A 26,331-nucleotide genomic window follows, 5' to 3' on the forward strand; every position below is an offset into this window, starting at 1 on the left:
ACAGTAAGAGGGCACGACGCGCTAATAACAGGTGTCGGCCCTTTTCTTGACTCCACCTGCCGGACTGACTTCACCTATAACAAAAGGAGAACAACGCTTATGTCCAAGAAAGGATTACTTCGCGGTTATGTTGTATCGAACTGGCCTGTATATCTGGTTGCTGTCTTACTGATTATTGCCTCCAATGTCGGGCAGGCATCCCTGCCCCGCATACTGGGCAGCTTCACGGACCAATTGATGCAGAATACGCTCCAGATGCAGTCGGTCTTAAGGTACAGCCTTTCCCTTCTGGCTATTGCCATCGGGTATAATCTGCTCTTCGGTACCGGGCAATTCATGATCATGAAGCTCGGTCGACGGTTCGAATTCATGACGCGTGAGCGTATATTCAGTAAGTTTTCCGAACTTAGTGAGCACTATTTCTCCAAACAGGGGAACGGTAAACTGCTCAGTTATTTCATGAATGACGTGACTTCCGTACGTGAAGCCATATCGAACGGCGTGACGCTCATGACTAATGCCACCTTCCTGTTATTATCCTGTATCGTCATGATGTTGCTTAGCGGGATTCCATTGTCTCTTATTCTGATTAGTATCGTGCCCTTGCTGGCCATTCCATTTCTGGTCGTGTTTTTCGGTCCGCGAATTCGCAAGCGCTCTCGTGACGTACAAGAGGCCCTTGCGACCATGACGGAGTCCGCAGAAGAACAGCTGGGTGGCATTCGCGTAACCAAAACATTTGCCATCGAAGACAGTGCCCGTGAACGTTTTGGAACCACCGTCGATGCGATCAAAAGCAAACAACTGCGGCTCGTTCGCCTGTCTTCCCTGTTTCAGGCTTTGCTCCCGCTGCTGGGAGCTATCTCATTGGTCGTTTCATTGCTTGTCGGTGGTATTATGACCATGCAGAATTCCATTACGCTCGGAAGTTTTGTTGCCTTGACGTTATATCTGCGCATTATCATGGGACCGCTTCAACAGATCGGCAATGTCATTAATACTGTCCAACGCTCTGGCGCATCCCTGGAGCGAGTGAATGACCTGCTGAGCGAAGTAGCCGATGTACGTGAACTTCCTGAAGCCACAGCACTCCAAACCGTACAAGATATCACCATGGAGAATCTAACCTTCTCCTATCCTGGCAGTTCATCTCCTGCTCTCAAAAACATTCAACTGAATATCCGTGCCGGGCGAACGGTGGGTATTGTAGGCAAAACAGGTTCTGGTAAAAGCACCCTCGTTAAGCTATTACTGCGTACATATGAACCACCTGAAGGATCGATCCGCATCAATGGTACAGATATTCGGCAGTTGTCGCTCGAAAGCCTTAGATCCCGCATCGCCTATGTCCCTCAGGATGGATTCCTGTTTAGTACCACCATCCGCGATAACATTGCATTCAGCGACCGGGAAGTATCGCTGGATACGGTGGAGCATAGTGCACGCCAAGCCATGATCTATGACAATATTGTCCGATTTCCCGATCGCTTCGATACACTGCTTGGCGAACGTGGGCTCACGCTATCTGGCGGACAACGTCAGCGAACAAGCCTCGCAAGAGGACTGATCAAGCAAGCCCAGTTACTTATTCTGGATGACAGCATGAGCGCCGTTGATGCTGTCACAGAGAGTGGTATTCTGCGCAGCCTGCGTGAGATCGGCAAAGGCAAAACCACATTGATCATTTCTCACCGCATCAGCGCGGTCCGCCATGCCGACGATATTATCGTTCTGGATGAAGGGCGAGTTGCTGAACAGGGAACACATGCTCAGCTGATGGCTGCCAAGGGATTATATGCGGCAACCTATCGTTTGCAGGAGGAGGGATTGCATCATGTCTAACGCTAACGCTGAACTTCGCCCAGACCCAGAGGCTGATCAGAGTAAACGAACTTCGTTTAAGGCCATGATGGCATACGCCAAACCTCATAAATGGGCCTTTGTCGGTATCTTCTTCTGTTCACTGCTTGGCATATCGGCAGATCTGCTGCAACCCTATCTGGTGAAGATCGCCATTGATGATCATCTGGCTATAGGCCAGACCAGTGTGGGCTTTCTCGTTCAGCTCGCAGCCATCTTTCTCGGGCTGGCTGTCATCAGTTTTATTTTTACCTATATCCAGAATAATCTGTTGCAGCATGTGGGACAGAACATTGTATCCCGGATCAGAAAGGACCTGTTCAAGCATATCTCCAAAATGTCCATGTCCTTCTTTGATCGTTTTCATATCGGCAGTCTGGTTACGAACGTATCCAGTGATACGGAAACCATCAGCAGCTTTTTCACTCAAGTACTGCTCAGTCTGATTCGAGATGGCATGATGCTGGTGCTCATTATCGTCTTTATGTTCCAGCTTGATCCTGTACTGGCGAGTTACTCCCTGATCGTGCTACCAGTCATTGCCGTTGTTGCGGTATTATTCCGCAGTCGACTGCGGAAAGCTTATCAAAATGCGCGTACGCGGCTTTCCCGTTTGATCGCATTTACGGCAGAGAACTTGTCCGGCATGTTCCTGATTCAGGCTTTTCACCAGGAAGAAGAACAGAAAAAACGTTTCTCGGAACAGAATGCACTCCATCTGAAAGCCAACATTGCTCAAGCCCGTTCCAATGTCATATTCAACCGGACGTTTGATATCCTTGGCAATGCGGCACTGGTCATGATGGTCTGGCTTGGAGGTCGCGCCGTACTGGGTGAGTCCCTGCAAGTCGGGGTATTGTATGCGTTTATCAGCTATATTCGTCAGTTCTTTCAACCGATTAACCAGATTACGATGCAATGGAATACATTCCAATCGACCACCGTGTCGATGGATCGCATCTGGAACATTCTGAATACGCGGCCTGAAGTGGCCGATCCCGAAGCTCAACAGGCTTCGTCACTGGAACCTCGGAACGTGATGGGGCAGATTGATTTTAATGATGTATCGTTCGGTTATCGGGCAGATCGGCCCTTGATTCAGCAGATGAACCTGCACCTCTATCCGGGTGAAATGGTAGGTATTGTGGGAACAACAGGCGCTGGCAAAAGTACACTGATCTCCCTGCTCAATCGCTTCTATGATGTAGACAAGGGCAGTATTGAGATTGATGGTACCGATATCCGGCATCTGCCACAAGCTAAGCTTCATCGTATCGTGGGGCTGATTCAACAGGAACCCTTCCTGTTCTCCGGTTCCATTATTGATAATGTGAGAATGTTTCGTGAGGATATTACGAGAGAGCAGGCGATTGAGGCCTGCCGGTTTGTCGGAGCACATGCGATGATTTCACGTTTGCCTCAAGGGTATGATACGCATCTATCCGAACGCGGAAGTGGTCTGTCTGCCGGGGAGCGGCAGCTGATCTCATTTGCCCGGATCGTGGTGTTCCAGCCTCGCGTGCTCATTCTGGATGAAGCAACTGCCAATCTGGACTCACATACCGAACAGCTCGTGCAGCAGGCGCTGGAATCGGTATCTCAGGGACGCACAACCATCGTCATTGCCCATCGCCTGTCCACGGTGATGCATGCCGATCGAATTCTGGTGATGGAGAATGGGGAAATTGTGGAGGAAGGCCCACACCAGGAACTGATCGCAGCCAAAGGCGTGTATGCCGACTTGTACACCCATGCGCGTGATGCAGGCAAAAATCCAGCGATATCAGGGTAATGAACCTGAATTAATCTCATCTGCGTCTATGTTATAGCCAATATCGTTAAACATGCCGCTCTGCTCAGCAGGCGGCACGTTTGGCATAACGATTAGCAAATGTTAATTAGGAGGAGTATGTATGCAACCCGAAATATCCGAGCATGATATTCAGCAGATTCGTTACCGACGCAGCGCAGCTCTATGGAAAGGGAGTCTATGCTTTTTGTTCCTTCTCTTGTGCATGATCCTATTGTGGATCATCGTGGATGGACAAGCCGAAAGACTGGAGACGATATACTACTCCATCGCAGCCGTACTGGGTATGTGGTTGATCGGACCGTTGTTCTTCATGTTCCTGTCTCGACTAACCAGAATCCCCGCTGTTTTGTTGTCTTGGGATGATGAGTCTATACGTACTGGCAAACGAAAGATTCCTTGGGGCCTTATTCGTAAAATTGAACTTGCCTCACCCGCCCGTAGTAAGTGGCTACTATCCACCTCGCCCATGTTCGTCCTGTGCCTGAAGGACGGCACACGATCTCACATTCAGACCGATCACCTGCTCAGCAAAAAGGAGCTGAACCAGGCAGTGACTTTGCTTCAGCAGACTTTACAGGAACAGCAGCAAGCTCTTTGAGCATCGGGATGGATGAGGACAAGCTTCCCACACATCACTGTGATTTCTCTACACCTATGGACAGGCTGACTTTGTAATTGCCGTAAGGCAGCAACGCTTCCAGCAGTTGGCCCAGCTGCTCTGTGGTGCCGGTCTGCACTCGCATCAGGTAGCAGCCTTCTCCGCTGACGCGATGGACTTCAACGATGTCCTCACGTTCGGCAGTAAATGCACGAAAGGCGGCATGTCTGTGGCCGGAGTTCAAAAAAACCGTGACAAAGGCCTGTAGGCCGAGGCCTAGACGTTCCGGGTTCCATTTTACCGTATACCCTTCGATTACACCCAGATCTTGCAACTTGCGCACTCTTGCACCGACAGCCTGCCCTGTAAGATGCACCTCTTCACCAATCTCTTTGTGAGAACGCTTGGCATCCCGGATCAGGATCTGCAGAATGCGTATATCTGTGTTATCTATCGTTTCATTCATTTCGCTTTAGCAATCCTTTCACCGTGAAATTAGTGCAACCTGTTTCCATTCATCATGTTATGTACGACATTAAACGGGTTGTATACCATATAGGGTAATACTATTAAAGAACCTGAAGGAGTGCAAATATAATGAAAATTCAATTGATTCGCCATGCTACACTCTGGCTGGAATTCGGAGGGCTGAACATCCTCGTTGATCCGATGTTGATGGACGCTGAGGTCATGCCTGCATTTCCAAACACACCGAATGAGCTACGTAATCCGAGAGTCGGTCTGCCTGAAATCGAAACGGATTATCTGAATCCGGATCTGTTGATTATCACACACACCCATCTGGACCACTGGGATGAAGCCTCAGCGAAGCAATTTCGCAAGGACATCCCTCTGATCTGCCAGCCTGGGGACGAGAATGTATTTCTGGAGGCTGGCTTCACGGATGTAACAGCTGTAGATGAGAAGCATGAGCATCACTCTGTCCGATTCGCCCGTACTTCCGGGCGTCATGGTACGGGTGAAATCGGCGAACGTATGGGCAAGGTGTCCGGCTTTGTACTCGAAGCAAATGGGGAACCTGCCACGTACATTGCCGGGGATACCATCTGGTGTGAAGAACCCGCCGAGGCTATTCGCCAATATAGCCCTGAAGTCATTGTCCTAAACGCCGGAGGAGCTCGCTTTGTAGAGGGTGATCCCATTACAATGGACGGGCCAGACGTTGCAGCCGTGAAGCGTCATGCACCATCTGCTCATGTCATCGCTGTGCACATGGATGCGATTAACCATTGTGTGGTGTCCCGTACGGATCTCGCCACTTATCTGGCATCCGAGCAGTTGGACGGTCAGGTACTCATTCCGCACGATGGCGAAAGTTTTGAGTTTAAAGCGTAAGTGAGACCGTAGCACATGACGAAAAAAAGCTGGATGCGATGAACTCGCACCCAGCTTTTTTCGATTCAAGAAGCACGCTGATCCATTACAGTACTTTCAAACGGATCACGTTCCATGATGCTTTTGCCAAGCTCGCCGTAATCAGGGTATCGGATATGACTGCACCCCCACGATTATGAGGAGCGACACGGTTCGGTTGTGCTGCCGTATTAGATGCTTTGAGATCATCACTTTCCAGCACAATATGCTCGATCACAGTACACTTCCCGAAGCTGCGCAGGTCCACTTCGAGCGGAAGGGATTCTTCCAGATGGCGGTTGACTGCGAATACAGTCACTTCACCCCGCTCTTCGTTATGCACTGCAATAGCTTCCAGATAAGGAACATCTGTGATTTGTTTTGTATCGTATTTCGGAGACTGGATCAATGGCACCAATGCTGTTCCGCGTCCGAAGAGAGACGTATGCATGAATGGATAGAAGATCGTCTGTCTCCATGAACCACCGCCCGTATCTGTCATGATCGGTGCAATCACGTTAACGAGCTGTGCCAGACATGCCATTTTGACCCGATCCGCATGTTTCAGCATACTGATAAGCATACAGCCGACAAGCAGTGCATCCTCATGATTGTAGATATCCTCAAGCTGTGGCGGAGCAATCTGCCATGGGTCCATCTTCGAATCATTTTCGTTAGAGTGATACCATACATTCCACTCGTCAAAGGACAGATACATCGTCTTCTTGCTGCGCTTCTTCGCTTTGATATAATCACAGGTCGCCTTCACCGTATCGATAAAACGATCCATTTCAAGCGAGCGTGCGAGGAACGTTGGCGTATCTTGCTCCTGGTTGCCGTAGTATTGATGCAGGGACAGATACTCCACGTGATCATACGTATGATCCAGCACCGTCGCTTCCCATTCCGGGAACGATGGCATATTCAGGTTCGAACTTCCACAGGCTACCAGCTCAATCGTCGGGTCCGTCCACTTCATGACTTTTGCCGCTTCAACCGCTAACCGTCCATACTCTTCTGCCGTTTTGTGACCGATCTGCCAAGGACCATCCATCTCATTGCCCAGACACCATGTTTTGATCGCATGAGGCTCTTTGTAACCATGTTTGATTCGAAGATCACTATAGTACGAACCTTCCGGATGGTTGCTGTATTCTACAATGTTGCGAGCTGCATCTGTACCCCGTGTTCCCAGATTGACCGCCATCATCACTTCGGAATTGGCCTGTTTTGCCCAATCCACGAATTCGTTGAAGCCAAATTCATTGGTCTCAATCGTTCTCCAGGCCAGTTCAAGTCTGCGTTTGCGTTCAGACACGGGTCCAACCGAATCTTCCCAATTGTAACCGGATACAAAATTACCCCCAGGGTAACGTACAATCGGCACTTGCAGCTCCTTCACCATCTCCAGCACATCCGTGCGAAAACCCTGTTCGTTCGCAGATGGGTGTCCAGGCTCATATATTCCACCGTACACGGCACGTCCGAGATGCTCAATGAATGAACCGTATAAACGCTTATCAATTACGCCAATTGTAAAATCCTTGTCTACCGTCATTTTTGCCTTTTCCATAATGAATTTCAACTCCCTAAGATTAATATAAAAATTAATTGATATTCTATGGATCAACGTTCATATTTATATTAAAATCGATTATAGCCTTAATTTCAACAGGAATTTTGCAAAATGTTATTATTTTCACTGGATTTATGTTTAACTTAATTCTATACGCGAAAATTGGAGGAACAATTGTGATCAGAGCAAATACCGATGCCGAATGGCTACCCCTATATGAAGCACTCGCCAGTGAAGTTCGTTTACAGATCATCCGCCTGGTTGCAGAGACACCCATGAATGTGAAGGACCTCGCTGCTTCACTGGGTCTGAGTAGTGCCATCGTGACCATGCATGTCCGCAAACTTCAGGATGTGGGCATTATTCAGTCCAAAATGATACGTAAAGACGGCGGCACCCATAAAATGAACAGTCTTGCTGTAGATTGGATTGGCATCTCCATGCCCCAGGAAAGCGGGACAGCCCGCAAGCTGCACGAGGTTTCCGTCCCTGTGGGACACTATACTCACTTTGACGTCTATCCGACATGCGGTCTGGCTACATCCACTCAGGTCATTGGCCAGTACGATGACCCTCGTTATTTTCTCGACCCCGAGCGGATGCATGCCCATATCCTGTGGTTTGGCCGTGGATTTGTGGAGTACAAAATTCCAAACTATATCTTGTCCGGACAGCAGATCAATGCCATTGAATTGTCCCTGGAGATCGGATCAGAAGCCCCTTCGGTGAATCCGAATTGGCCCTCGGATATTACATTTATGCTTAATGGCATCCGATTGGGGGAATGGACAAGCCCTGGGGATTCAGGCAACGGACGCGGCATGTTCACCCCGGAATGGTGGAGTGACAGTGTCAATCAATATGGTATGCTCAAGGTACTGCGAATTACGAATGAAGGTACGTTTATTGATGGACAACATCTATCCAAAATTACACTTGCAGATATCCCGGTGGAACGTAACCAATGGACCCTTCGTCTCTCGGTAGAGGAAGATGCTCAGCATGTAGGCGGCCTTACCTTATACGGTGAGGGATTCGGCAATTACAATCAGGATATTCTATTCCGACTGTACTATCAGGATTGAGTCCATCGGAATAATACATTACACAAAAACACCTTCCACTCGCCTTTTAAAGGCAAATGGAAGGTGTTTAATTATGCATAGGAACATGTGCAGAATATCTTAGAAGGTTTTTGTTATACCTACAGTGCACTGCCACCAAACAGGAATCGATACTCCCAGTGTTTGCCGGAGATATCACTAGTCGTTACACCACCGCCAGCGTTGGAATATGTGTGTAATACTTTTCCGTCACCCAGGTAAATCCCTGTATGAGTAATGGTTGCGCTAGATTTATTAACGCCCGAATACGATGATGCCGAGCTGCCTTTATAAGACATGAAATACATCAGATCGCCACGTTTCAGGTTTTTCCAATTCGTCTGAACCGTACCCTTTGCTTTTACATAGGCTCCCTGTTTGCGGGAATCCGCTGGAAGCTTGATGCCAAGTGCATCGATGAAGGCCTGACGTACAAAGCTGGAACAGTCAAACGTCGCTGTGCTGCTACGACTGGCTCCGAATTCATAAGGTGTACCCCAATATTTCATCCCTGCAGCAATCACTTTCTCCACAGCCGCATTACCGGTTACCGTTGTACCACTCGAACCTGATCCACTTGTGCTGCCACTAACCGCTTGTGTGTATTTGGATGAAGAAGATATGTAGCCTGTCCGATTAGCAGAATCCTTAATTTTATACCAATTCGAACCGGATTGCTGAAGCACCGTTACTGTTTCCCCTTTAGCGACCATACGAACAATCTTCGCAGAAGAAGCAGGTGATGTGCGAAGGTTTACGCCCCAAATTACTTTTACTTGTGAATTGTCAACAGCAGCTGCTGATACCTGTGCCGTTAGTGCTCCTGTCGTCAGACTTCCCATCAGCATCGTTGCTGTGACACTTGCCGTAATAATGGTTTTCTTCCAGTTCATGATGTCGAGTTCCCCCTGATGTTACAGAATTTTAACCTGGCTTGGTTCTCCCCGGCTTGCCCCATTGTAAACGGGCTATCCATAACGTTCATCAGTCGAAAGTCCTGTATTGATATAGGCACACTTGAGCACTAAGTATCAGGGTCTGTCCATCATCTACTGGCAAAATTCACTGCTGATTCCTTCTTTTTCAAAGGTTAAATTATTGTAACTATTTGATATACTTCATTTTTCCACGATACAAGAGCTAGGTCGTTTCTCATTCAGGACATGCGTCATATGACCTAGGTTTTAATGTTTATAATCGCAAATATGGTAAACATTACTATGGTTCATTTACCGATTACGGTTCCCCGTATTCACATTTTTGCTTCCACCCTCGATACTGATCGATTTGCCAACGGTGTCCGGTACATTATTTCGAATTTCATTGTTGCTTGATGAAGTTATATTTTTCGGTCAGAATCATTCAAATTTGAAGCATTTTCATCAAAAAAAGAACAAGCCAGGGGTTTCTCCCCGGCTTATCCTGCATCATTAATATCATTACCCTACAGCTCGAACAGCTGTTTAAGGTTCAATTCCCCATACCTTGGCGCCATCCTGATACGCTGTCACTTTAGTCCAGGCACTGAAGTCCGTTTTGGTGGAATCAAAGGAATAATCGTTCGTTTGGTCAAAAGTAGTCCAGTTGTTTTTGGAGAAACGTCCCTGGATGACTCCGGTCTCGGCACCCGCAGCCAAGCTGCCAGCACCCGGTGTGAATCCAATCTCCAGATACGTATCTGCCGTGCCCTTGGCTGGATCTAGAGAAACAAACTGCCCTTCCACATTACCGCTGCCAATCTGTGCATAATCACACCAGAAGGTCAGATCAGCGGCACTGTCTTTCGTGAAATAATACCGGATCTTCACTTTGCTCAAGTCCACAGCCGTTGTACCTGTATTCTTCACATTGAACTGCGGAGTAATCGCATTGCCCGAAGTTCCTGAGCCACCACTGCGATACTGCACTTCAAGCGTGCCCGTTGTGACTGGAGGGGCCAATGGTGTCAGTACCAATACATTGGAGATCGTCTGACCACTCGGATTAATCGCCACGACTCTGTAATTATAAGCCGTACCATTCACCGCCGTAGCATCGGTATAGGTCAGTGCAGTCAAATCTGTTGCCAGATCAGCATATGCCCCGCTGCCCACTGAACGCTGTACCTTATAACTTGCTGCTCCAGTCGATGCTGTCCATGTCAGTACCGCCTGAGCATTGCCAGCCGTTCCTGAAAGGGTGAGTACGCCTGGCACAACGATACCTGCCATCGGTACTGCAGAGGCCTGTGTCGACGGTGCGGACTCCCCTGCGGCATTCACTGCAGTAATGACATAATAATACGTTGTACCGTTGGTCAAGCCCGTATCCGTAAATGTCGATCCTGTGACCCCTGTCGCTACAGACGTATAAGGACCACCGTTCACTTCTGCACGTTTCACGGTATACGAGGCTGCACCAGCAGCTGCGTTCCAATTCAGAACCACTTGCTCGCTTCCTCCGGTTGCTGTCACGCCAGCAGGAGCAGCGGGTACTTCCACTTCCGGACTATCGGAATCTCCGAGGAGACGATCATACTCTCCATAAGCTGTAGCCATATCCACCTGTGACCAGAAACGGTGATACGTAAAGGTTGGAGCACCATTTTCCCACGTTTTCGTTGTCGGATTATACGACGTTTTGTACAGATTATCCAGGTAAGCCCATGCCGGATCTTGCTTGATGGCCGGACGCAGGTCGGAGTATCCAATGTATACGCCATTGCCGCCTTTCGCCGGATCGGAAGGAACACCTGCTGTACCTGGAATCGTGTTGCCCTGACCGAAGGTTCCGGACCAGTTCGCCGGAATGTAGATCTCCTTCGCGAAGTAGCGGAAGTAGTCTTTACGTACTTCTTCCGTTACAATCCCCACGCCATCATTGTACTCCCAAGCCGTATCCAGCAATCTCTCTGCCAGATCTTTTGCTTCCTGTCCTTTGGCACTAAGCGTTCCATTCTCGGCCTGGGTTCCTGCGGCAAAGAACGTCAGTGCCTTAATGTAACTTCCGAGTACCCCGGTATCCTGCGCAGGATCTTTCGTTACCACACGGAAGTTCGGATTTTCCGTAAAGGAACTGAAACCATTCCATTTGTCCGGTTGACCTTGCCACTCCTGACTGCCCGGAATCCAGAACTCTCCTGGAGCTGAAGTTGTTGCTACCTGGGCATTGGTACCGCCAAGAATACGTTGACCTGCCGCGTTCAGATAATACCCTTGGGCATCCGTCACCGGGCGCTCATCCACAAATACATAATCCTTGGACCAGTCGATCCATTTCGTAATGACTTTTTTGGCCATCTGGAAGTTCTCGGAACTCAGGTCTCCGCTCTCGGCGAGAATATAATACATCTCGGCTACACGTTCCAGCGACCATGCCTGGAATCCAAACCAGGTGTTGGAATCCGGATCACGATACACCGGCGCCTCCTGATAAGCCATGTCATAGAATGTGCTTACCCCAGCCGGATAAGCTTTGTATGAACCATCCAGACTGTTCGTTGCACCTCCGCCGATCGCTCCTTCATGGGATTGCAACCATGTGTAGAACTCCAATTGACGCTTCAGTGATGCATTCCAGTCTGCCTTGGCTGTAGCTGATTTCGGAATCAAGCCACCTGCGGGATCAGAGAGTGCATATGCTGCGACCGGATTCTGATATGCCTGATGGGTATGACTCGCACCAATCCGCCACGCCCAATCCCCACCTTGACCCAAGCCACCGCCCCATGACGTATACCAGGCCATGAGATACATGTTGGAATCCTTGCCTGTACCCGGAGTTGGTGTACCATTCTTCGCACTTCCGATCTTCTGGAAGTACTTATCATGCATCCCATACCGCAGATAGTCACCCATCTTCTTCGCCTTATCCAGATACGCCGTATTCGTGTATCCCATCTCCTTCGCCCAATACAGTACCTGTACTGCACGTGCATCGGCATCGGTTGCGTTCGTGTAACGCCACTGCGCTGATGGTGCCTGCGTTTCTTTCGTAAACAGGCTCATGAATCCTTCGTTCGGTTTCCCAAATGTTTTATTATCCTGTGACGGATGCGGGATGGCTTCCCACACGGACTCCTGCTCCCCACGCTGGAACGTATTCACATAGGCAGCAGTATGGGATGGATTCAACAGGTTTCCATATCCGTACCAGTTATCCACATCGAGTAACCAGTGCATCAAATAGGTCTGATTGTTGCCATAAGCAGCCTTGAATTCCGCATCAAGCGGGTCCTTTCCTGCCGCATATTGTCCATTAATCGCCGAAGGATATTGATCCGGGAACGGTTTTTCCGCTGCATACGTAGCAGGGCTATTCGGATTGTAAGAACTCATGGTAGGCTGCTCTTCATTGCCATCGCCTTCATTGACCGGAATAATATACTTTTCCATACTGTCCCATGCCGCTTCCAATTGGGACCAATCCCCCGTATAGTGCCCATACATGGTCTCCAGCCATAACCAGTAACTGTACGCCTCTGAAGTCGTCATATGCCCATGATCCGGGGCCTCGCTGAGCAGTGTTTCAATGGAATGATACGGAATGCCCTCTGGAGAAAAGTATCCGTTCGCCGGATCTTTCAACTGATCATACAATTGCAAAAAACGGGCTTCATTCATGCTGTCTGACTGAATCTCGATGGCTTGATCTGCGGCATGTGCCGTTTGCGGTCCTGCCCAGAGACCGGTGTATCCGGTCAACATGACGGTTCCCGCCAGCATGGCTGTTAAACTTTTCTTCGCAGCTGATTTCAACATTGATATATACCTCCCTGAAATAGTGGAAATTGAATATAAGTCTGTTGGTCTGCCCATGCTGATTTTTCGACTTCTGACATTCAGTCAGTTACGGCTCCAAGCCCCATACTTTGGTGTTTCCCTGATACCCGGTTACCTTGTTCCAAGTTGCAAGAGCCGTCTTGGATGCGTCATAGGAATAGTCGTTACTTTGATCGAAATTGCTCCAATTCGTTTTGGAAAAGCGTCCCTGGATCACGCCGGTCTCTGCTCCAGCGGCCAAACTGCCCGCTCCAGACTTGAAGCTAATCTCCAAATACGTGTCAGCTGTACCCTTCGCCGGATTTACTGTACCAAATATCCCTTCTATATTAGCTGCGCCAACCTGGGCATAATCGCACCAGAAGGTCATATTCTCCGTACCATCCTTGGTGAAGTAATACCGGATCTTCACGGTACTGAGATCAATCGCCTGTGTTCCCGTATTCTTCACGTTGAACTGCGGGGTTACCGCATTACTCGAATTACCGGACCCTACACTGCGGTACTGTACTTCAAGTGTACCGGTAGTCACTGGAGGTGCAGAAGGCGTCAGGGCCAGGACGTTGGAAAGTGTCTGTCCATTCGCATTTACTGCTGCAATCCGGTAATTGTACGTGGTGCCATTCACAGCTGTTGTATCCATATAAGTCAGCACAGACAATCCGGTTGCCACATCCACATATGCTCCGCCCGCAACCGAACGTTGCACCTTGTAGCTAGTAGCGCCCGAAGCTGCTGTCCAGTTGAGGATCGACTGCGCATTGCCAGCTGTCCCACTTAAAGTCAGTGCCCCCGGAACTGTCGTTGCTGCTTGCGGCGTAGCCGACACCTGCACAGAACCTGCCGACTCCCCGGCTGAATTCACAGCAGTCACTACATAATAATAGGTCTTGCCATTCACAAGTCCCGTGTTCGTATAGGTCACTCCATTAACACCCGTCGCGACAGATGTATACGGTCCTCCGCTCACCTCGGAACGCTTCACCGTGTATGATTCGGCTCCGGATACAGCTACCCAGCTCAGGTTAACCTGATTGTTTCCGGCCACAGCCTGCACACCAGCAGGTACGCCTGGAACCGTGACTGGTGTAACACCAGGCTCCTGTCCATACACCTTCACCCCTGCATCATAGACTGGAAGGTACGGGCTCTTCACAGGATTGCCTGTGGTCAGCGTCTGGAACGAGTGATCATTGCTTGCATTCCATGCGCCCTGTGGGCCTGTAATGCGGAACTGTACTTCTTTGCGATAATTCCCTTCCCCACCCGGATAAATCTTCTTATTGCTGAAATTTGCAGTAATCGCATAGATATGCTCGGCTGCATTCACCACAACCGGTTGGGACACTGTCGCTCCTTCCGTATAGGAGGTCGTAACTTGCACGTCCGAGACAGTACGTCCGGCAGCATACACTTCACTCAGATCAAGGAAATACCTGAAGGACAATTGATCCCCCATTCGGGCAGGCCAAGCAGAACGATTATTCAGTTGTGCCCTGATTTCCGTATAATTGGAACCGGATGATTTGATGGCAGCCTCAACAAAGAACTCATCACCCTTCACCTCAGGTGCAGGAAAGTTCGAAAGGGGCTGATGATTCTGACCATACAGCAGATTCATCTTCGCCAGTGCACCTGTAAAGCCAGCATTGTAATCGGTTGCCACCTCATTGCTCACGTAATCTCCGATATCATCGGTATAGCCATCCGATGCGTCTGGTCCACCAACCATGGCGCCGTACAGAATGTGGCGATGGTTAGCCGGGATATCTTCACTATTCAGCCATGAGCCGTGAGCGGTCCGATGATGCGGATGTTGGGGTGCATTTTGCCCGTATCCGACCACATAACTGCTCTGACGCGGGTTATCGCCCAGAATGTAGTTCATTTGTGAGACGGCAAAATCCTGATATCTTGCTTTTTTCACAGGGTCACTGACCCAATCGGAATACACAAACGAGATAAACGACGCATTCGCTGCATATCGGAGCGAGCCCCATTGATCCAGCCACGCCAGACCTCCCGGTGTGTATCTGACTCTCTGTCCATTCGTCCCAACAGACCAATAATCCAGGTTACGCTCGGTAGATTGAATAAACCTGGCGGCTTCCGGCATGTTCAGACTGGACGTAATACGCGCCAGCAAAATCTGGGCACCATAATTTTTGTTATCCCAGCCTTGTGTCCAGGTATATGGCCAATTGGCAGCACCTCCACTGGAAGACCACTGATTGGTGGCCGCAATGGCTTTGGACAAGTAAGCGCTGTCATTAGTAGCTAAATAAAGCCATGCCCCACCCCATGCCAGCTCATCATAGTATCCGGACCACGAGTTGTAGAACGATTGTGCATCGGTGATACAATCGGAGTACTTCCCCCGATATGTATCTGCAAAGTGATACAGTTCCTTTGCATGTTGAAGCAGCTTCGCTGAATACACTGGATCATCATCGGCAAATACAATGGAGGCAGCTGCCAGTGATGCAGCAGTTTCTCCCGCCAGGTCGCTGCCTGGACAAGAAGCATCAATCTTGAAGGCAGGACGGTTCATCTGCATCACTTCAGCCGGGCCCCACCAGGCATGATCCACATTCCCGGCTCCGACTTGTCCCCATAATTCATTTGGTTTCGTATGCGCTTTCATAAAATAGTCTGTGGCCCATTTGATATTATCCTTAATCTCTTCCAGCTGTCCTGCCTGCTCATACCCTTCGCGGTATTCCACGACGGACCAGGCAAGCATGGTAGCAGAATAAGCCATGGGTAATCCAAATTTCACATGATCTCCGGCATCATACCATCCCCCGGTCAGATCAACACCTACATCAGCCCCATCCTGCATACCCGAATCGCCACGCCATTCGACCCTGTTGCTCTCTGGCAATGGACCCGAACGCTGCGCCTCATAGAAATAGATGGCCTTTTGCAGTGCTTCAGCATAGTTCTGGTTTCCGGCGGCCGCATCCGCCTTACGAAGTCCTGTACCCATCGATAAACTCCCTGCCAGTAGTCCTGTCGATAACGCGATCATGGCGATTCGTCTCCACCAGCTCCCCTTCATGATTAACTATTCATCTCCTCTGCATGAGTGTTTCGTATGCATTCCTCTGGACTGCGAATTGAACCGCTCCTTCCCATGGTGTAACTCCGTGTAACTTCCACCATTAATTACCATTATAGTCGTTTGTTTAACTTGCAATATAAGCGTTGGTGACTTCTAAAATAACATTGTTGTGACCTGCTCGGCATCATGCGACAAAAAAAGCTGTTCCTCTGACGCATAATGCGCGTTAGAGAAACAGCTTCTTGATTGGGCTGTAACCAATACCACAACCCGAATGGCATTTCTGACCATCCAGCCTGTGTTTCTGCACATCACAAGGTGTCAGGTCATCTTATTGGTTACACTTTGAATTTGTTAATTTGCTCCTGCAATTCTTCCGCCATCTTGGATAACGAACCTGCGGATGATGCAATCTCTTCCATCGAAGCCAGCTGCTGCTCAGTTGCAGCAGATACATTATGCACTCCGCCTGCTGCTTCTCCGGCAATGTTGGAGATCTGACTCACATATCCTACAACCTCAGTTGTACTCGCAGACATTTCTTCTGAGCCTGCAGATACTTCCTGAATCTCACCCGCTACTTTGTTGACCGCATCCGAGATCTGCTCGAACGCTTGTCCTGCCGCTGTAACCATCTCGATTCCCGCTTCCGTCTCACTGCTGTTCACTTTGACAGCCTGAACAGCATGATCCGTATCTTTCTGAATCAATTGAACGAGATCCGTAATTCTTTGCGCAGATGTGGAAGATTCCTCGGCCAGCTTCCGTACTTCTCCCGCAACTACGGCGAAACCACGTCCATGCTCTCCCGCTCGTGCGGCTTCAATGGCTGCATTCAGTGCAAGCAGATTGGTCTGCCGGGCAATGTTATTGATCACCTCGGTAATCGTGCCAATCTCTGCTGAACGTTCCCCCAGCCCTGTAACCAGCTCTGTCAGCGAAGCAATGGAATTGCGAACAGAACCCATCTGTTCAACCGCTTGTTGAATAATCATGTTTCCTTCAGAAGATTGATTCGCCGCATCTACAGCCGATACCGATACACTCTGAGCAAGCTCGGCGATCTGTTCTGATCCAAGAGCCATCTCATTCATCGCTTGTGAAGAACGCTTCACAATATCAACCTGATCCGACGTGCCCACAGCCAATTCCTCTACCGTTTCAGAGATCTGTTCCGAGGCTTGAGTATTTTGCTCTGCACTTGCAAGAAGTTCTTCCGATGAAGCCGCTACTTGCTCAGAAGTCACCGCTACAGATTGAATCATCGCGCGTAGATTGCCACTCATGATATTGAAAGAAGTTGCCAGTGTTCCCAGTTCGTCCTTGTTCTTCAGTACAATCGTCTCACCCGTCAGATCTCCATTGGCAATCGCCATGGCTGCTTCATTCATCTTCTTGATTGGACGTGAGATGATGCTTGCAATGAAGAATGCAATGAACACTGCGATCAGGAATGCAAAAATCGTCACAGCCAAAATTACATTAAATGTATTTTCGGCCACCTCAACAGATTCATTCGTTGCCGCGTCCGATCCTTCATTACCCAGGGTAATTAACTTGGCGATCGAATCGTTTGCCGTGTACCACATTGGATAAGCCTCCGTGTGTAAACGACTGGACTCATCATAATTGTTGTTCAAACCAAATTCGATAAATGCCGGCATTTTCGCCACATAAGCATCATAATTCGTACTGAAATCATTGTAGAGCTTCATCGCTTCATCATTGCTCTCAATGAACGTTAGCAACTGTTTACGTTCATCTTCAATCTTCGTAAGCAGTAGCTGTAACGCTTCATTTAACTTGGCTGTTTCATCTTTGTTCTGTTCAACGATGATGGCCAGTGCCAAGCGCTCTACATCAGAAATATCGCCATTCATCTGACCCAGCAGACTTACACTCGGCATCCAGGTCTGATCCACATCGTTGGCTTTGCCAGACATATTATGGATCTGTACTAAAGCATAGCCACTTACAATAACCAACAGAGCCACGACTATGAGAAAACCAGTCAGTAACTTGCCTCGAATCGTTAACTTCAATTTCCCCAATATGTTCCCCCGCGTGTCTTCCATGTGTCCCACTCCTCAAAATAATACATATTTATAGTATATCGTCACCTATCGTCATGAATTGTAGATGTTAGAATTCAATTTCTATAAACTTCATGTAACTTCTAATATAACGCCAAAGAAGTCTCCCATCTTTGGCAGAACCAGAGATAAGAGACTTCTTTCATTAAACGAAACTACCACCACTTCACTAGACATTACATTAAGACGCTATCGGAAAACATGTCGGTGTATGTTAATGAAGAAGTCGGGGATCGACTTGGTATAATTGCGGGTTGTAATCAAAACCGCACTAAGCAGGCTACCCAGAATGAATCCCCCCAGGATATCTCCTGGATAATGCACACCAACATATACGCGAGACACCCCTGTCAACACAGCAAGCAACAGCATCCATAACCCGAAGCGACGTCCAATAAAGAATGAAGCAGCTGCTAGAGCAAATACAAAGGAAGCATGCTTACTTGGAAAAGAAGGATCAGGTACATGGGCAACCAGCTGATGCACGCTTCCTTCCACAAAAGGTCTTGGATGGCCCACTGCTGGTGATATCCCCCATTTGGCCAGAGCTAGCGCAACAATGGAAGCCACACAGGCATAGAAAACAATTCGCTGCTTCGATGGATCGCCGAGAAACCATACGATAACGAGCAGAGCGATCATAACCCAGACCGCATACTCGGAAGATGTAATCATAAACCAGTCCAGAAACGGAATTCGGTCTGCAAACTGATTAATCCAATTAAATATTGATTGATTCATAACGCCTTTTCATACCCCCATTACACAAAACAAGATTATTTTTTACATAATAAATATACACTAACTATTTGTCAAACATTCTACCATTTGACCGAAGTTACGAAATCAAAGAGGACATTTTCCTTTCTTTTTGTTAAACTAGTTTGGGTTACATATCAGTTCAATCATAGAAAGGTGAAGATTATGCTAAAAAAATGGTTATGGGGTACAGCCCTGACCTTGGCACTTGCAGTTACAGGTGTCATTGTCTATTACGGATATTCGATTGTTCATTTTGCCAATAGCATCTCAACGGCTTCCGGGACTTCATCCAACGCTTCCTCTTCCGGCACAGACAGCGATTCAGACACACCGACTACATCAATTCCCGAGTGGGAGGGTCAGGAACGGGTGAACATTCTGTTGATTGGTGGAGACTCCAGAGGCGATGATGCGGGACGTTCGGACTCCGTCTTGGTTGCTTCCATTGATCCGGTATCCAAAAAGGCACATCTGTTCTCCGTGCTGCGAGATACCTATGTGAAGATACCCGGACATGGTAAGAGCAGACTCAACTCTGCTTACTCCTTCGGGGGAGCGGAACTGACCAAACAAACCGTCAGTGACCTGCTCGGTATCCCCATTCAGCATTATGTCTACACGGACTTTACAGGCTTCATGGCACTCGTTGATGCTGTAGGTGGCATTGAGATCGACGTGGAGAAAGACATGTACTACACCAGTAAAGCGGATAAACATATGTACGATATTGACTTAAAAAAAGGATTGCAGCATATGGACGGCAAGACCGCCTTGCAATATGTAAGGTTTCGGCATGATGCAACCTCGGATTTCACACGTACCCAACGGCAACGAATATTCATGACTGAACTGGTCAAGAAGATGCAGAACACCACTTCGATATTCAAAATTCCTGATATTCTGGAAGCTGTTGCTCCCTATATTGAGACCGACCTTAGTCCAACCCAGATGTTAAAACTGGCATCTCTGGGCTTCAATATCAATGTGAGCGATGTTGACCAGCAGCAGATCCCGCCAAATAAACTGTTGACCAATGAACTTGCCGGCTCAGCTCAGGTGCTGGGTGTCGATGTAACCAAACTCCAGTCCTACATTCAGAAACTGTTTGAAGAAGATACCTTATCCTCCGAGACCCCATCATCAGAGGAACTGAACTAAAATAAGCAAGAAATCGGAGCATTGATTGAACAAGATATGCCTGAGTGATATATCAACAGAAAAGACGGCCGAAGCCGTCTTTTTTAGTACCTATTTTCTCCATTTAATGCAGCCTTAATGTTTAACAGGTACCCTTATATGATGAACTCCGGTTCCTGGAGGGAGGACTACATGTGAAAAAACCGCGCATAGCGGAATGGACCGCGCTGCGAGGCATTGCTTTTCTGGCGATCGTCATGCAGCATAGTATCGCTGAGTATATCTATCGCGCCGATATTGAGCAACCGGATTCCATTATGCTGACCATGATTTATCATCTGACCCGGTTCGGTACACCAACGTTTGTATTTCTATCGGGTGTAATGTTGTTTTACCATCATCGTAGTACCAAACCGGACTATCCTCGCTTCATTCGGAAGCGTTTTGGTGATATTTATATGCCTTTTGTCGTATGGACACTGATCTACTGGCTTGCTGTCCGTATCTTCACCCCCGCGTTCTGGCTTGCAGGCATACCCGATTTTCGCAGTCTTATTCGTGAACTGTTTGTCCCGCAGACGGGATATCATCTCTGGTTTGTCATTATGGTGTTTCAGTTTTACATCCTGTTCCCCCTGTTTTTGGCAGGAGCGAAAGCCATTCAGAGACGTATCCAGAACGTCTCACGTTTCTCGCCCATGCAAATCATGATGGGTTTAATTCTTTTTGCAGCAGCGTTGTATGCCCTGCTTATGAAATGGTCCTACTATAATATGGGTGGCTGGACAGAATCACTGTCTGAGCCTTGGTCAACGTTACTGCAATATCGATCCTATTCATGGATCATGTACTGGTTCTACTTTTTGCTGGGTGCCGTGTGTGCCTGGTCAGTGGATAACTGGAGGAGCCTGACTACCAAGATCCTGCCCTGGACGATCTGTCTGTTCATAGGGATGTATATCTGGCTTGGATACGACGTGCTGCGCGGGTCCGGGGATGTTGTTAATCTGAATATCTCGACCTATCTGAAGCCAACCACATTCCTGATCATTGTGGCTCAGATGCTCATGTTCTACGGTTTCCTTATACTGATACAAGGAACAGACACGAAGTTTCAGCGCCTGTTATCCTGGATAGGCCGCTACTCATTTGGCGGATATCTGGTTCATGCACTGGTCATCTACGCGATCGCTTACGTCACCAGACCGCTTCAACTCAGTGGATGGCATCTGCCGGTAACATTGCTCTCGTTCCTCGTAACGGTTGCTATGGCTCTAGCGATCAGTTGGGCGCTGTCCAAGCTTCCTGGCTCCCGCTTTACGGTAGGATTAATACGAAAACCAAGCTCCAGACCTCATCCATTAGTTACAGCGGACAAGAGAAATTCACCTCAGCCAAGCCCATCACCTGTTCCCACCCGCAGTCAGGGAACGAGTGAGACATTATGAAGCAGGAAGAGCGTCCCCCTTATGGAGACGCTCTTCTTTATTTCACTTCAGTCGAAGTGGATCTTCCAGGAACAGACTCCTGGGGACCTGGGGCTGGATGCGCGTTGCCCTTCTGATTCACAAACCTCTTCAGATCACCCGTCAATTGTTCCTTCAACTTGTCCACCAGCTGCGTTTCGCTAATGCCTTTTGCCTGAGCAATCTCAGCCAGGGACTTTCCTCCCTGAAGCTGCTCGTGCAGTTGAGCAGGTGTGACTCCAATAAACCGGGCAATGGCGCCCTTATCTACCATGGGACGTTTGCCATGGTGGGCAAACTCACGCCGCAAATCACGAAGCGGCGTATGGATGACCTTTTTCAACTTGGTATCCATATCCGCCTTCGTAGCTGCTGCTTGTTCCTTGGTGAGACAACCCTCATCTACAGCTTGATCCAGACGCTGCGCAAGTGTAGGCTTTAACTTCTGCAATAGCTGTTCTTCACTGAGTCCCTTACGCTCTTTGGCAATCTGGGACAATGTCTTACCCAGCTCCATCTGTTCTTTCAGATCCCTAAGCCCAATCCCAAGCAAATCTGCCGTTTCACCAATCATAAACAGGCCATGTCCTGCCTGCATACATGGCTTCGCTTGTCTGCCGGAGGAAGAAGCTTTAGACTCATCCTCATGTTCCTCAGCACGAACGGCTGGATCAGCGAATGCCACATGCCCCGTTGCTGCTGTTATCACTACGGCTGCCAATCCGGCTGCCATCCATGTTTTCCATTTCATTTGCATTTTTCTGCCGCCTTTCCGATGTCGAAATCCTGTGCCTTCCTAGTTTGAGCCTAAAATCCACTTTTTTATGCCATAAAATACAAAAAGTCACCATTTTTCTCACAAATGATCACAAAAAATCCTATTTTTTTCAGTTTATTTCCGCTATACTAAGTGTAACTTCATGATCTATATCAGTTGAACAGTCCTGAATCACCTTAGTCGCAGGAAGGACGATATGTAACGATGCGTAGAGAATGGTTAGATCCGTTTAGATCCGATCTGGAGGCCGTGTTCGCTTCCGCGGAAGAACTCGTACGGAAATATCCCGAACCTCTATCAGGATATGGATTGGAACAACTTCATTCAGTCAATCCCCTGTTACGAGATTCGGGGCATAGTTATATCGGGTACATCATTCCACTCTGGATGCAACATTCGGATGGACTATCCCGTGAGAACGCACACCAACTGAGTACAGCCTGTCTCATTCACATGTTATATTTCCTGAACCAGGACGACGTGATGGATGAACAGCCTGAGGATGCCACACGGAAGTTATCCCTGGGTAATCTATACTACATGGATGCACTTCAATCCTACTCGGAGTTATTCGATCCTACCTCCACATTCTGGATCTATTTCAGACAATATGTCGTGGATTGGGCCGTCAGCGTTACGGGTGAGCATTTCATTGATTATTTTCAACATAATCCCTTGCTGATTGCGCAGAAAGCTGCCCCTCTGCTCATTGGAGCTACTGGTGCACTCCTTCTGCTGGAACAATCCGACCAGATGAACCCGGTGTGCTCTGCCATCAACATTATACTCATGACCCTCCAGATGACTGATGACTTCACAGACACACAACAAGATGCTGTGCATGGAAATTACAACAGCTACCTCTCCCACATATCCGCAGCACTGAACCATAACTATCCAGATCATCCGCTAAGTGAATGTATACATGACAATGTATACAATACACAACTCATGAACTCTTACGTAGACATTGCTAATCACTATAATCGTACATTAACATCTTCTAACTCGGGAATATCACATCTTGAAGCATTTAATTCCTATTTATGCAGCACTTTGGTACAAGCTGTTCAGGAGATTACACAACGAAAAAAAAGGCTCCTCCAAGGCGGGTTTCATTACTGGATCAGCGATCAACAACTGGAATCTTGAGCACAAGGGTGAAGCTGATTCGGTTTAATTTTAAATATGAAGGGAATGTTGACGATGATGGTATCAGAGAAAACGTTGCATGAGGATATTATTGAAAAAGCTTGGAGCGACGAGCACTTCAGACAACAATTGCACTCCAATCCGAAGCAAGCGCTTCGTGAAGCATTCGGCATCGTAATCCCGGAAAACATTAAAGTACGTACCGTTGAGGAACAGCAGAATGACTACGTTCTTGTCATACCTCCAAATCCTTCAAAGGTAAATTATGATGTAAATTGTGGACCTTGGAGAAGCTAAGTCAGATAAGTTAACTTTATAGTGCAAGAAGTCAGGGGTAGGAACAAAAAAAAGCGGTTGTATCCTTCTGCGAGTTCGTCATTCGACGAACTCGGCAAAAGATACAACCGCTTCTGTTCCTACCCCTTTGGTGCTTGTAAAGCTGATCTGCCCTTGCATCGCTTCTACAATTCGGAAAGTAACCATCATGCCCAGACCTGTGCCTTTGATTTTATTGGAGAAATATGGCTCGCCCAACCGGGAGAGTGCTTCCTCGTTCATCCCTTCTCCGTTATCCCTGACATGCACTTTGATGATTCCGTCCTGCTTATACGCCCAGATATCAATCTGGCCTTGTCCCTGCAGAGCTTCGATACTGTTCTTGATGATATTGATAAAAGCCTGTTTGAACTTCGAGGAATTGCCCCGAATATACAGATCTGGGGGAATGTCTGTTGTGATTTTTCCACCCTCCAGATTAGCCATCGGTACAAGAATGCCTTCAATATGATTGAATTCATCCGAGATATTGAGCGAGATGATATGGTCAAACTCAGGTTTGGCAAAGGTAAGGAAGTCCGTTATGATGCCGGAAGCCCGATCAAGTTCCTCCAGTGCAATTCGAACATACCCCTTATTTTTATTGTCTTCCTGTTCTGTCATAAGCTGCAGGAACCCTCTTGTCACCTGAAGTGGATTACGCACTTCATGGGCAACGGAAGCAGCCAGTTCACTAATAATCTCCATCTTCTCGGATCGCTGCAACTCATTGTTGAACAACTCCAATTCCTTGGAGTACTCTAGAACCTTGGTATGTTTTTCGGCAAAGCGACTTCCGAGAATCGCAATTAACGAGATCACAAATGCAACCATCGACCATTTCCACCATAACAGATGATATGAACCATTCCGCTGATAGTACCACAACAGTTCAGCCACACTAATCAGGGCAAATGTACCGAATCCTGTCGCAAGCAGCATCGCTTCCCGGTTTCGTTGCAGCGCTTTGGCGATGGTACCCACCAATAGAATCGTCAGCAGAATGACCAGCACCATGCCTACTACACGCTGTACGAGCAGATTGTAGAGCACATCCCATTGCCCTCCTGAAATAACATAGATAAATAGAGAGAACACAGCGACAACTGAATATATGAATAGTATTTTTCGCAGTTTGGTGAAGATTCCATGCAGTCCCGGCCCGATAATCTGTTCGAAGAAATAACAGAGCGCTGGCATACCCAACAGCATTGCCAGATCAAAGACTACGGAATACAGGTCACCATGCACCTGATAGAACGTATACAAAAATTGCGAGTACGTGATGATCATCGTGCCGATGGAGCCCATCACGATACATAGTGAGATCCACAATCCCTTGTGGAATTTGCCTAGAAAGAATGTGCAGCTCAGCATCGTAAGGGCTGTGAAGACAAAGGTCGCGCCCAAGATGACATCAATAAGCCCGCTATGAATATATTTCTCCTGTAACATGGCATAATTCCCAACCTGAATGGTCCCTTGTACGCCCAGACGGCCTTTCTCATTTTGCGACCATACATAGACCGTGTCACCTGAATTTTCGCTGGATAACGGTAGCAACACAGCATTATTATCATAATTGTAATGGTAGTTCTCGTAGACCTTGCGGTCCTCCAGATAGATAACAATATGATTGCCTTTGATGTTTTCAAATCGAATGGCTGAACTTTCCTCACTCAATTCAGGGATGGTCAGACGAGTCCATAAGGAACTCGATCGATCTGTATTGCTGTACCCTAACTTATCGATGCCCTGATTTTCCCATATCTCGTCTGCTCTCTTAACCTCACTGATGAACCCTTGATCGTCAACGTTCCCCCATTTTACTTCCCATCCTGTAATGGATACAGGCTGCTGAACCTCTCCTGTAGTTGCAAAGACTATCCCATGCGGCATGCATAGAATAATCAATACACTCATCCATAAGATGACGATAGCTTTGGGCACATTTTTCATTCACAGCACCTCAAAGTGTTTATTTTCCTTATATTAGAATCTCTCATCTATCATTCGCCACGGTTTGTCACGTCACCTTCTTGAGATAAAATGAAATTTCACATTTAAGTCGATTTATAGTCTTATTTCCATTTTATTGTTAAAATCATTCGGTTAATCGCGCAGATCTTCGAACTGATTCTCTATCATTTCACGTTCTTTTTGTTCAACTTGACTGCGGAACTCAAGCCACTGTTCTGTTTCCTCATCATCATAGATGGTCCATATATCGGAGAAAAGGAAATCCCGCAGCTGGACAACTTGTCCGGACCATATACCGCCTACCCAAAACAAACCATCCGGACGACGGATGACGGTACGGGAGAACCCGGGTGTGGACGCCTTTTGCCCGATACGAATGCGTGTGATCATATTGCCCAGTGTGAACCAGTCCACTTGAATCCCTCCCTTACATATTCATGATTCATCATAACATAGCCAAAACATGAAAAGCTGCAAAAACGGTCGCTGCGTTTCAATCC

Annotated in this window: 19 protein-coding genes; 9 read left to right on the top strand and 10 right to left on the bottom strand. The window is 47.9% G+C overall.

Features of this window, described 5'->3' with window-relative positions; all coding sequences use genetic code 11:
• Nucleotides 1–99 precede the first annotated feature (99 nt).
• From AC4G47_RS24285 to AC4G47_RS24295, 3 genes are all read left to right on the top strand, one after another.
• Nucleotides 100–1,842, top strand: coding sequence for an ABC transporter ATP-binding protein (locus tag AC4G47_RS24285; protein ID WP_491103125.1), 1,743 nt, complete (start codon nt 100–102; stop codon nt 1,840–1,842).
• The gene (locus tag AC4G47_RS24290; RefSeq protein ID WP_491103127.1) at nt 1,835–3,652 is read left to right on the top strand and encodes an ABC transporter ATP-binding protein; all 1,818 of its coding nucleotides are present in this window, start codon (nt 1,835–1,837) and stop codon (nt 3,650–3,652) included. Before AC4G47_RS24285 ends, AC4G47_RS24290 begins: the two co-directional genes overlap by 8 nt.
• A 121-nt stretch (nt 3,653–3,773) precedes the next feature.
• Complete coding sequence (locus AC4G47_RS24295; RefSeq protein ID WP_491103129.1) at nt 3,774–4,271, top strand: DUF5381 family protein; 498 nt, start codon at nt 3,774–3,776, stop codon at nt 4,269–4,271.
• 34 nt (nt 4,272–4,305) lie between these two features.
• Here AC4G47_RS24295 and AC4G47_RS24300 read toward each other — a convergent pair whose 3' ends face one another.
• The gene (locus AC4G47_RS24300) at nt 4,306–4,737 is read right to left on the bottom strand and encodes an Lrp/AsnC family transcriptional regulator (RefSeq protein ID WP_458125597.1); all 432 of its coding nucleotides are present in this window, start codon (nt 4,735–4,737) and stop codon (nt 4,306–4,308) included.
• A gap of 131 nt (nt 4,738–4,868) precedes the next feature.
• On the opposite strand from AC4G47_RS24300, the gene AC4G47_RS24305 reads away from it, so the two are divergent.
• The gene (locus tag AC4G47_RS24305; RefSeq protein ID WP_458125596.1) at nt 4,869–5,627 is read left to right on the top strand and encodes an MBL fold metallo-hydrolase; all 759 of its coding nucleotides are present in this window, start codon (nt 4,869–4,871) and stop codon (nt 5,625–5,627) included.
• Nucleotides 5,628–5,712: 85 nt separating this feature from the next.
• Here AC4G47_RS24305 and arfA read toward each other — a convergent pair whose 3' ends face one another.
• Nucleotides 5,713–7,218 carry an arabinosylfuranosidase ArfA gene (gene arfA, locus AC4G47_RS24310; protein ID WP_491103131.1) on the bottom strand — a complete coding sequence of 502 codons (1,506 nt, stop codon included), beginning with the start codon at nt 7,216–7,218 and terminating at the stop codon, nt 5,713–5,715.
• Between the two features lie 179 nt (nt 7,219–7,397).
• On the opposite strand from arfA, the gene AC4G47_RS24315 reads away from it, so the two are divergent.
• Nucleotides 7,398–8,306 (top strand): ArsR/SmtB family transcription factor, encoded by a 909-nt coding sequence (locus tag AC4G47_RS24315; protein ID WP_458125594.1) that lies wholly within the window; start codon nt 7,398–7,400, stop codon nt 8,304–8,306.
• 119 nt (nt 8,307–8,425) lie between these two features.
• Here AC4G47_RS24315 and AC4G47_RS24320 read toward each other — a convergent pair whose 3' ends face one another.
• From AC4G47_RS24320 to AC4G47_RS24340, 5 genes are all read right to left on the bottom strand, one after another.
• The gene (locus tag AC4G47_RS24320) at nt 8,426–9,217 is read right to left on the bottom strand and encodes a C40 family peptidase (protein ID WP_491103133.1); all 792 of its coding nucleotides are present in this window, start codon (nt 9,215–9,217) and stop codon (nt 8,426–8,428) included.
• A 570-nt stretch (nt 9,218–9,787) separates the two neighbouring features.
• The gene (locus AC4G47_RS24325; RefSeq protein WP_491103134.1) at nt 9,788–13,063 is read right to left on the bottom strand and encodes a glycoside hydrolase family 48 protein; all 3,276 of its coding nucleotides are present in this window, start codon (nt 13,061–13,063) and stop codon (nt 9,788–9,790) included.
• A gap of 88 nt (nt 13,064–13,151) precedes the next feature.
• Nucleotides 13,152–16,145, bottom strand: a complete 2,994-nt coding sequence (locus tag AC4G47_RS24330) for a glycoside hydrolase family 9 protein (RefSeq protein ID WP_491103136.1) — start codon at nt 16,143–16,145, stop codon at nt 13,152–13,154.
• A gap of 341 nt (nt 16,146–16,486) precedes the next feature.
• Entirely contained in the window at nt 16,487–18,223 is a 1,737-nt protein-coding gene (locus AC4G47_RS24335; protein ID WP_491103138.1) for a methyl-accepting chemotaxis protein, read from the bottom strand.
• A 207-nt stretch (nt 18,224–18,430) separates the two neighbouring features.
• Nucleotides 18,431–18,982, bottom strand: coding sequence for an undecaprenyl-diphosphatase (locus tag AC4G47_RS24340; protein ID WP_491103139.1), 552 nt, complete (start codon nt 18,980–18,982; stop codon nt 18,431–18,433).
• A gap of 183 nt (nt 18,983–19,165) precedes the next feature.
• Between AC4G47_RS24340 and AC4G47_RS24345 the strand changes: the two genes are divergently transcribed.
• Both AC4G47_RS24345 and AC4G47_RS24350 read left to right on the top strand, forming a co-directional pair.
• Nucleotides 19,166–20,161, top strand: coding sequence for an LCP family protein (locus tag AC4G47_RS24345; protein ID WP_491103140.1), 996 nt, complete (start codon nt 19,166–19,168; stop codon nt 20,159–20,161).
• A gap of 173 nt (nt 20,162–20,334) precedes the next feature.
• Nucleotides 20,335–21,588, top strand: a complete 1,254-nt coding sequence (locus AC4G47_RS24350; RefSeq protein ID WP_491103141.1) for an acyltransferase — start codon at nt 20,335–20,337, stop codon at nt 21,586–21,588.
• 37 nt (nt 21,589–21,625) lie between these two features.
• Here the strand turns inward: AC4G47_RS24350 and AC4G47_RS24355 are convergent, their stop codons facing one another.
• The gene (locus AC4G47_RS24355) at nt 21,626–22,363 is read right to left on the bottom strand and encodes a hypothetical protein (protein ID WP_491103143.1); all 738 of its coding nucleotides are present in this window, start codon (nt 22,361–22,363) and stop codon (nt 21,626–21,628) included.
• A gap of 225 nt (nt 22,364–22,588) precedes the next feature.
• On the opposite strand from AC4G47_RS24355, the gene AC4G47_RS24360 reads away from it, so the two are divergent.
• Together AC4G47_RS24360 and AC4G47_RS24365 are read left to right on the top strand one after the other, a co-directional pair.
• Nucleotides 22,589–23,536, top strand: coding sequence for a hypothetical protein (locus tag AC4G47_RS24360; RefSeq protein ID WP_491103145.1), 948 nt, complete (start codon nt 22,589–22,591; stop codon nt 23,534–23,536).
• A 54-nt stretch (nt 23,537–23,590) separates the two neighbouring features.
• Nucleotides 23,591–23,833 carry an NHLP leader peptide family RiPP precursor gene (locus AC4G47_RS24365; RefSeq protein ID WP_458125584.1) on the top strand — a complete coding sequence of 81 codons (243 nt, stop codon included), beginning with the start codon at nt 23,591–23,593 and terminating at the stop codon, nt 23,831–23,833.
• 78 nt (nt 23,834–23,911) lie between these two features.
• Here AC4G47_RS24365 and AC4G47_RS24370 read toward each other — a convergent pair whose 3' ends face one another.
• Together AC4G47_RS24370 and AC4G47_RS24375 are read right to left on the bottom strand one after the other, a co-directional pair.
• Nucleotides 23,912–25,810, bottom strand: coding sequence for an ATP-binding protein (locus AC4G47_RS24370; protein WP_491103146.1), 1,899 nt, complete (start codon nt 25,808–25,810; stop codon nt 23,912–23,914).
• A gap of 153 nt (nt 25,811–25,963) precedes the next feature.
• On the bottom strand, nt 25,964–26,245 hold the full coding sequence (locus tag AC4G47_RS24375) for a hypothetical protein (protein ID WP_062832955.1): 282 nt from the start codon (nt 26,243–26,245) through the stop codon (nt 25,964–25,966).
• Between the last annotated feature and the right edge of the window lie 86 nt (nt 26,246–26,331).

The sequence above is a fragment of the Paenibacillus sp. Negev47 genome (assembly GCF_058313655.1).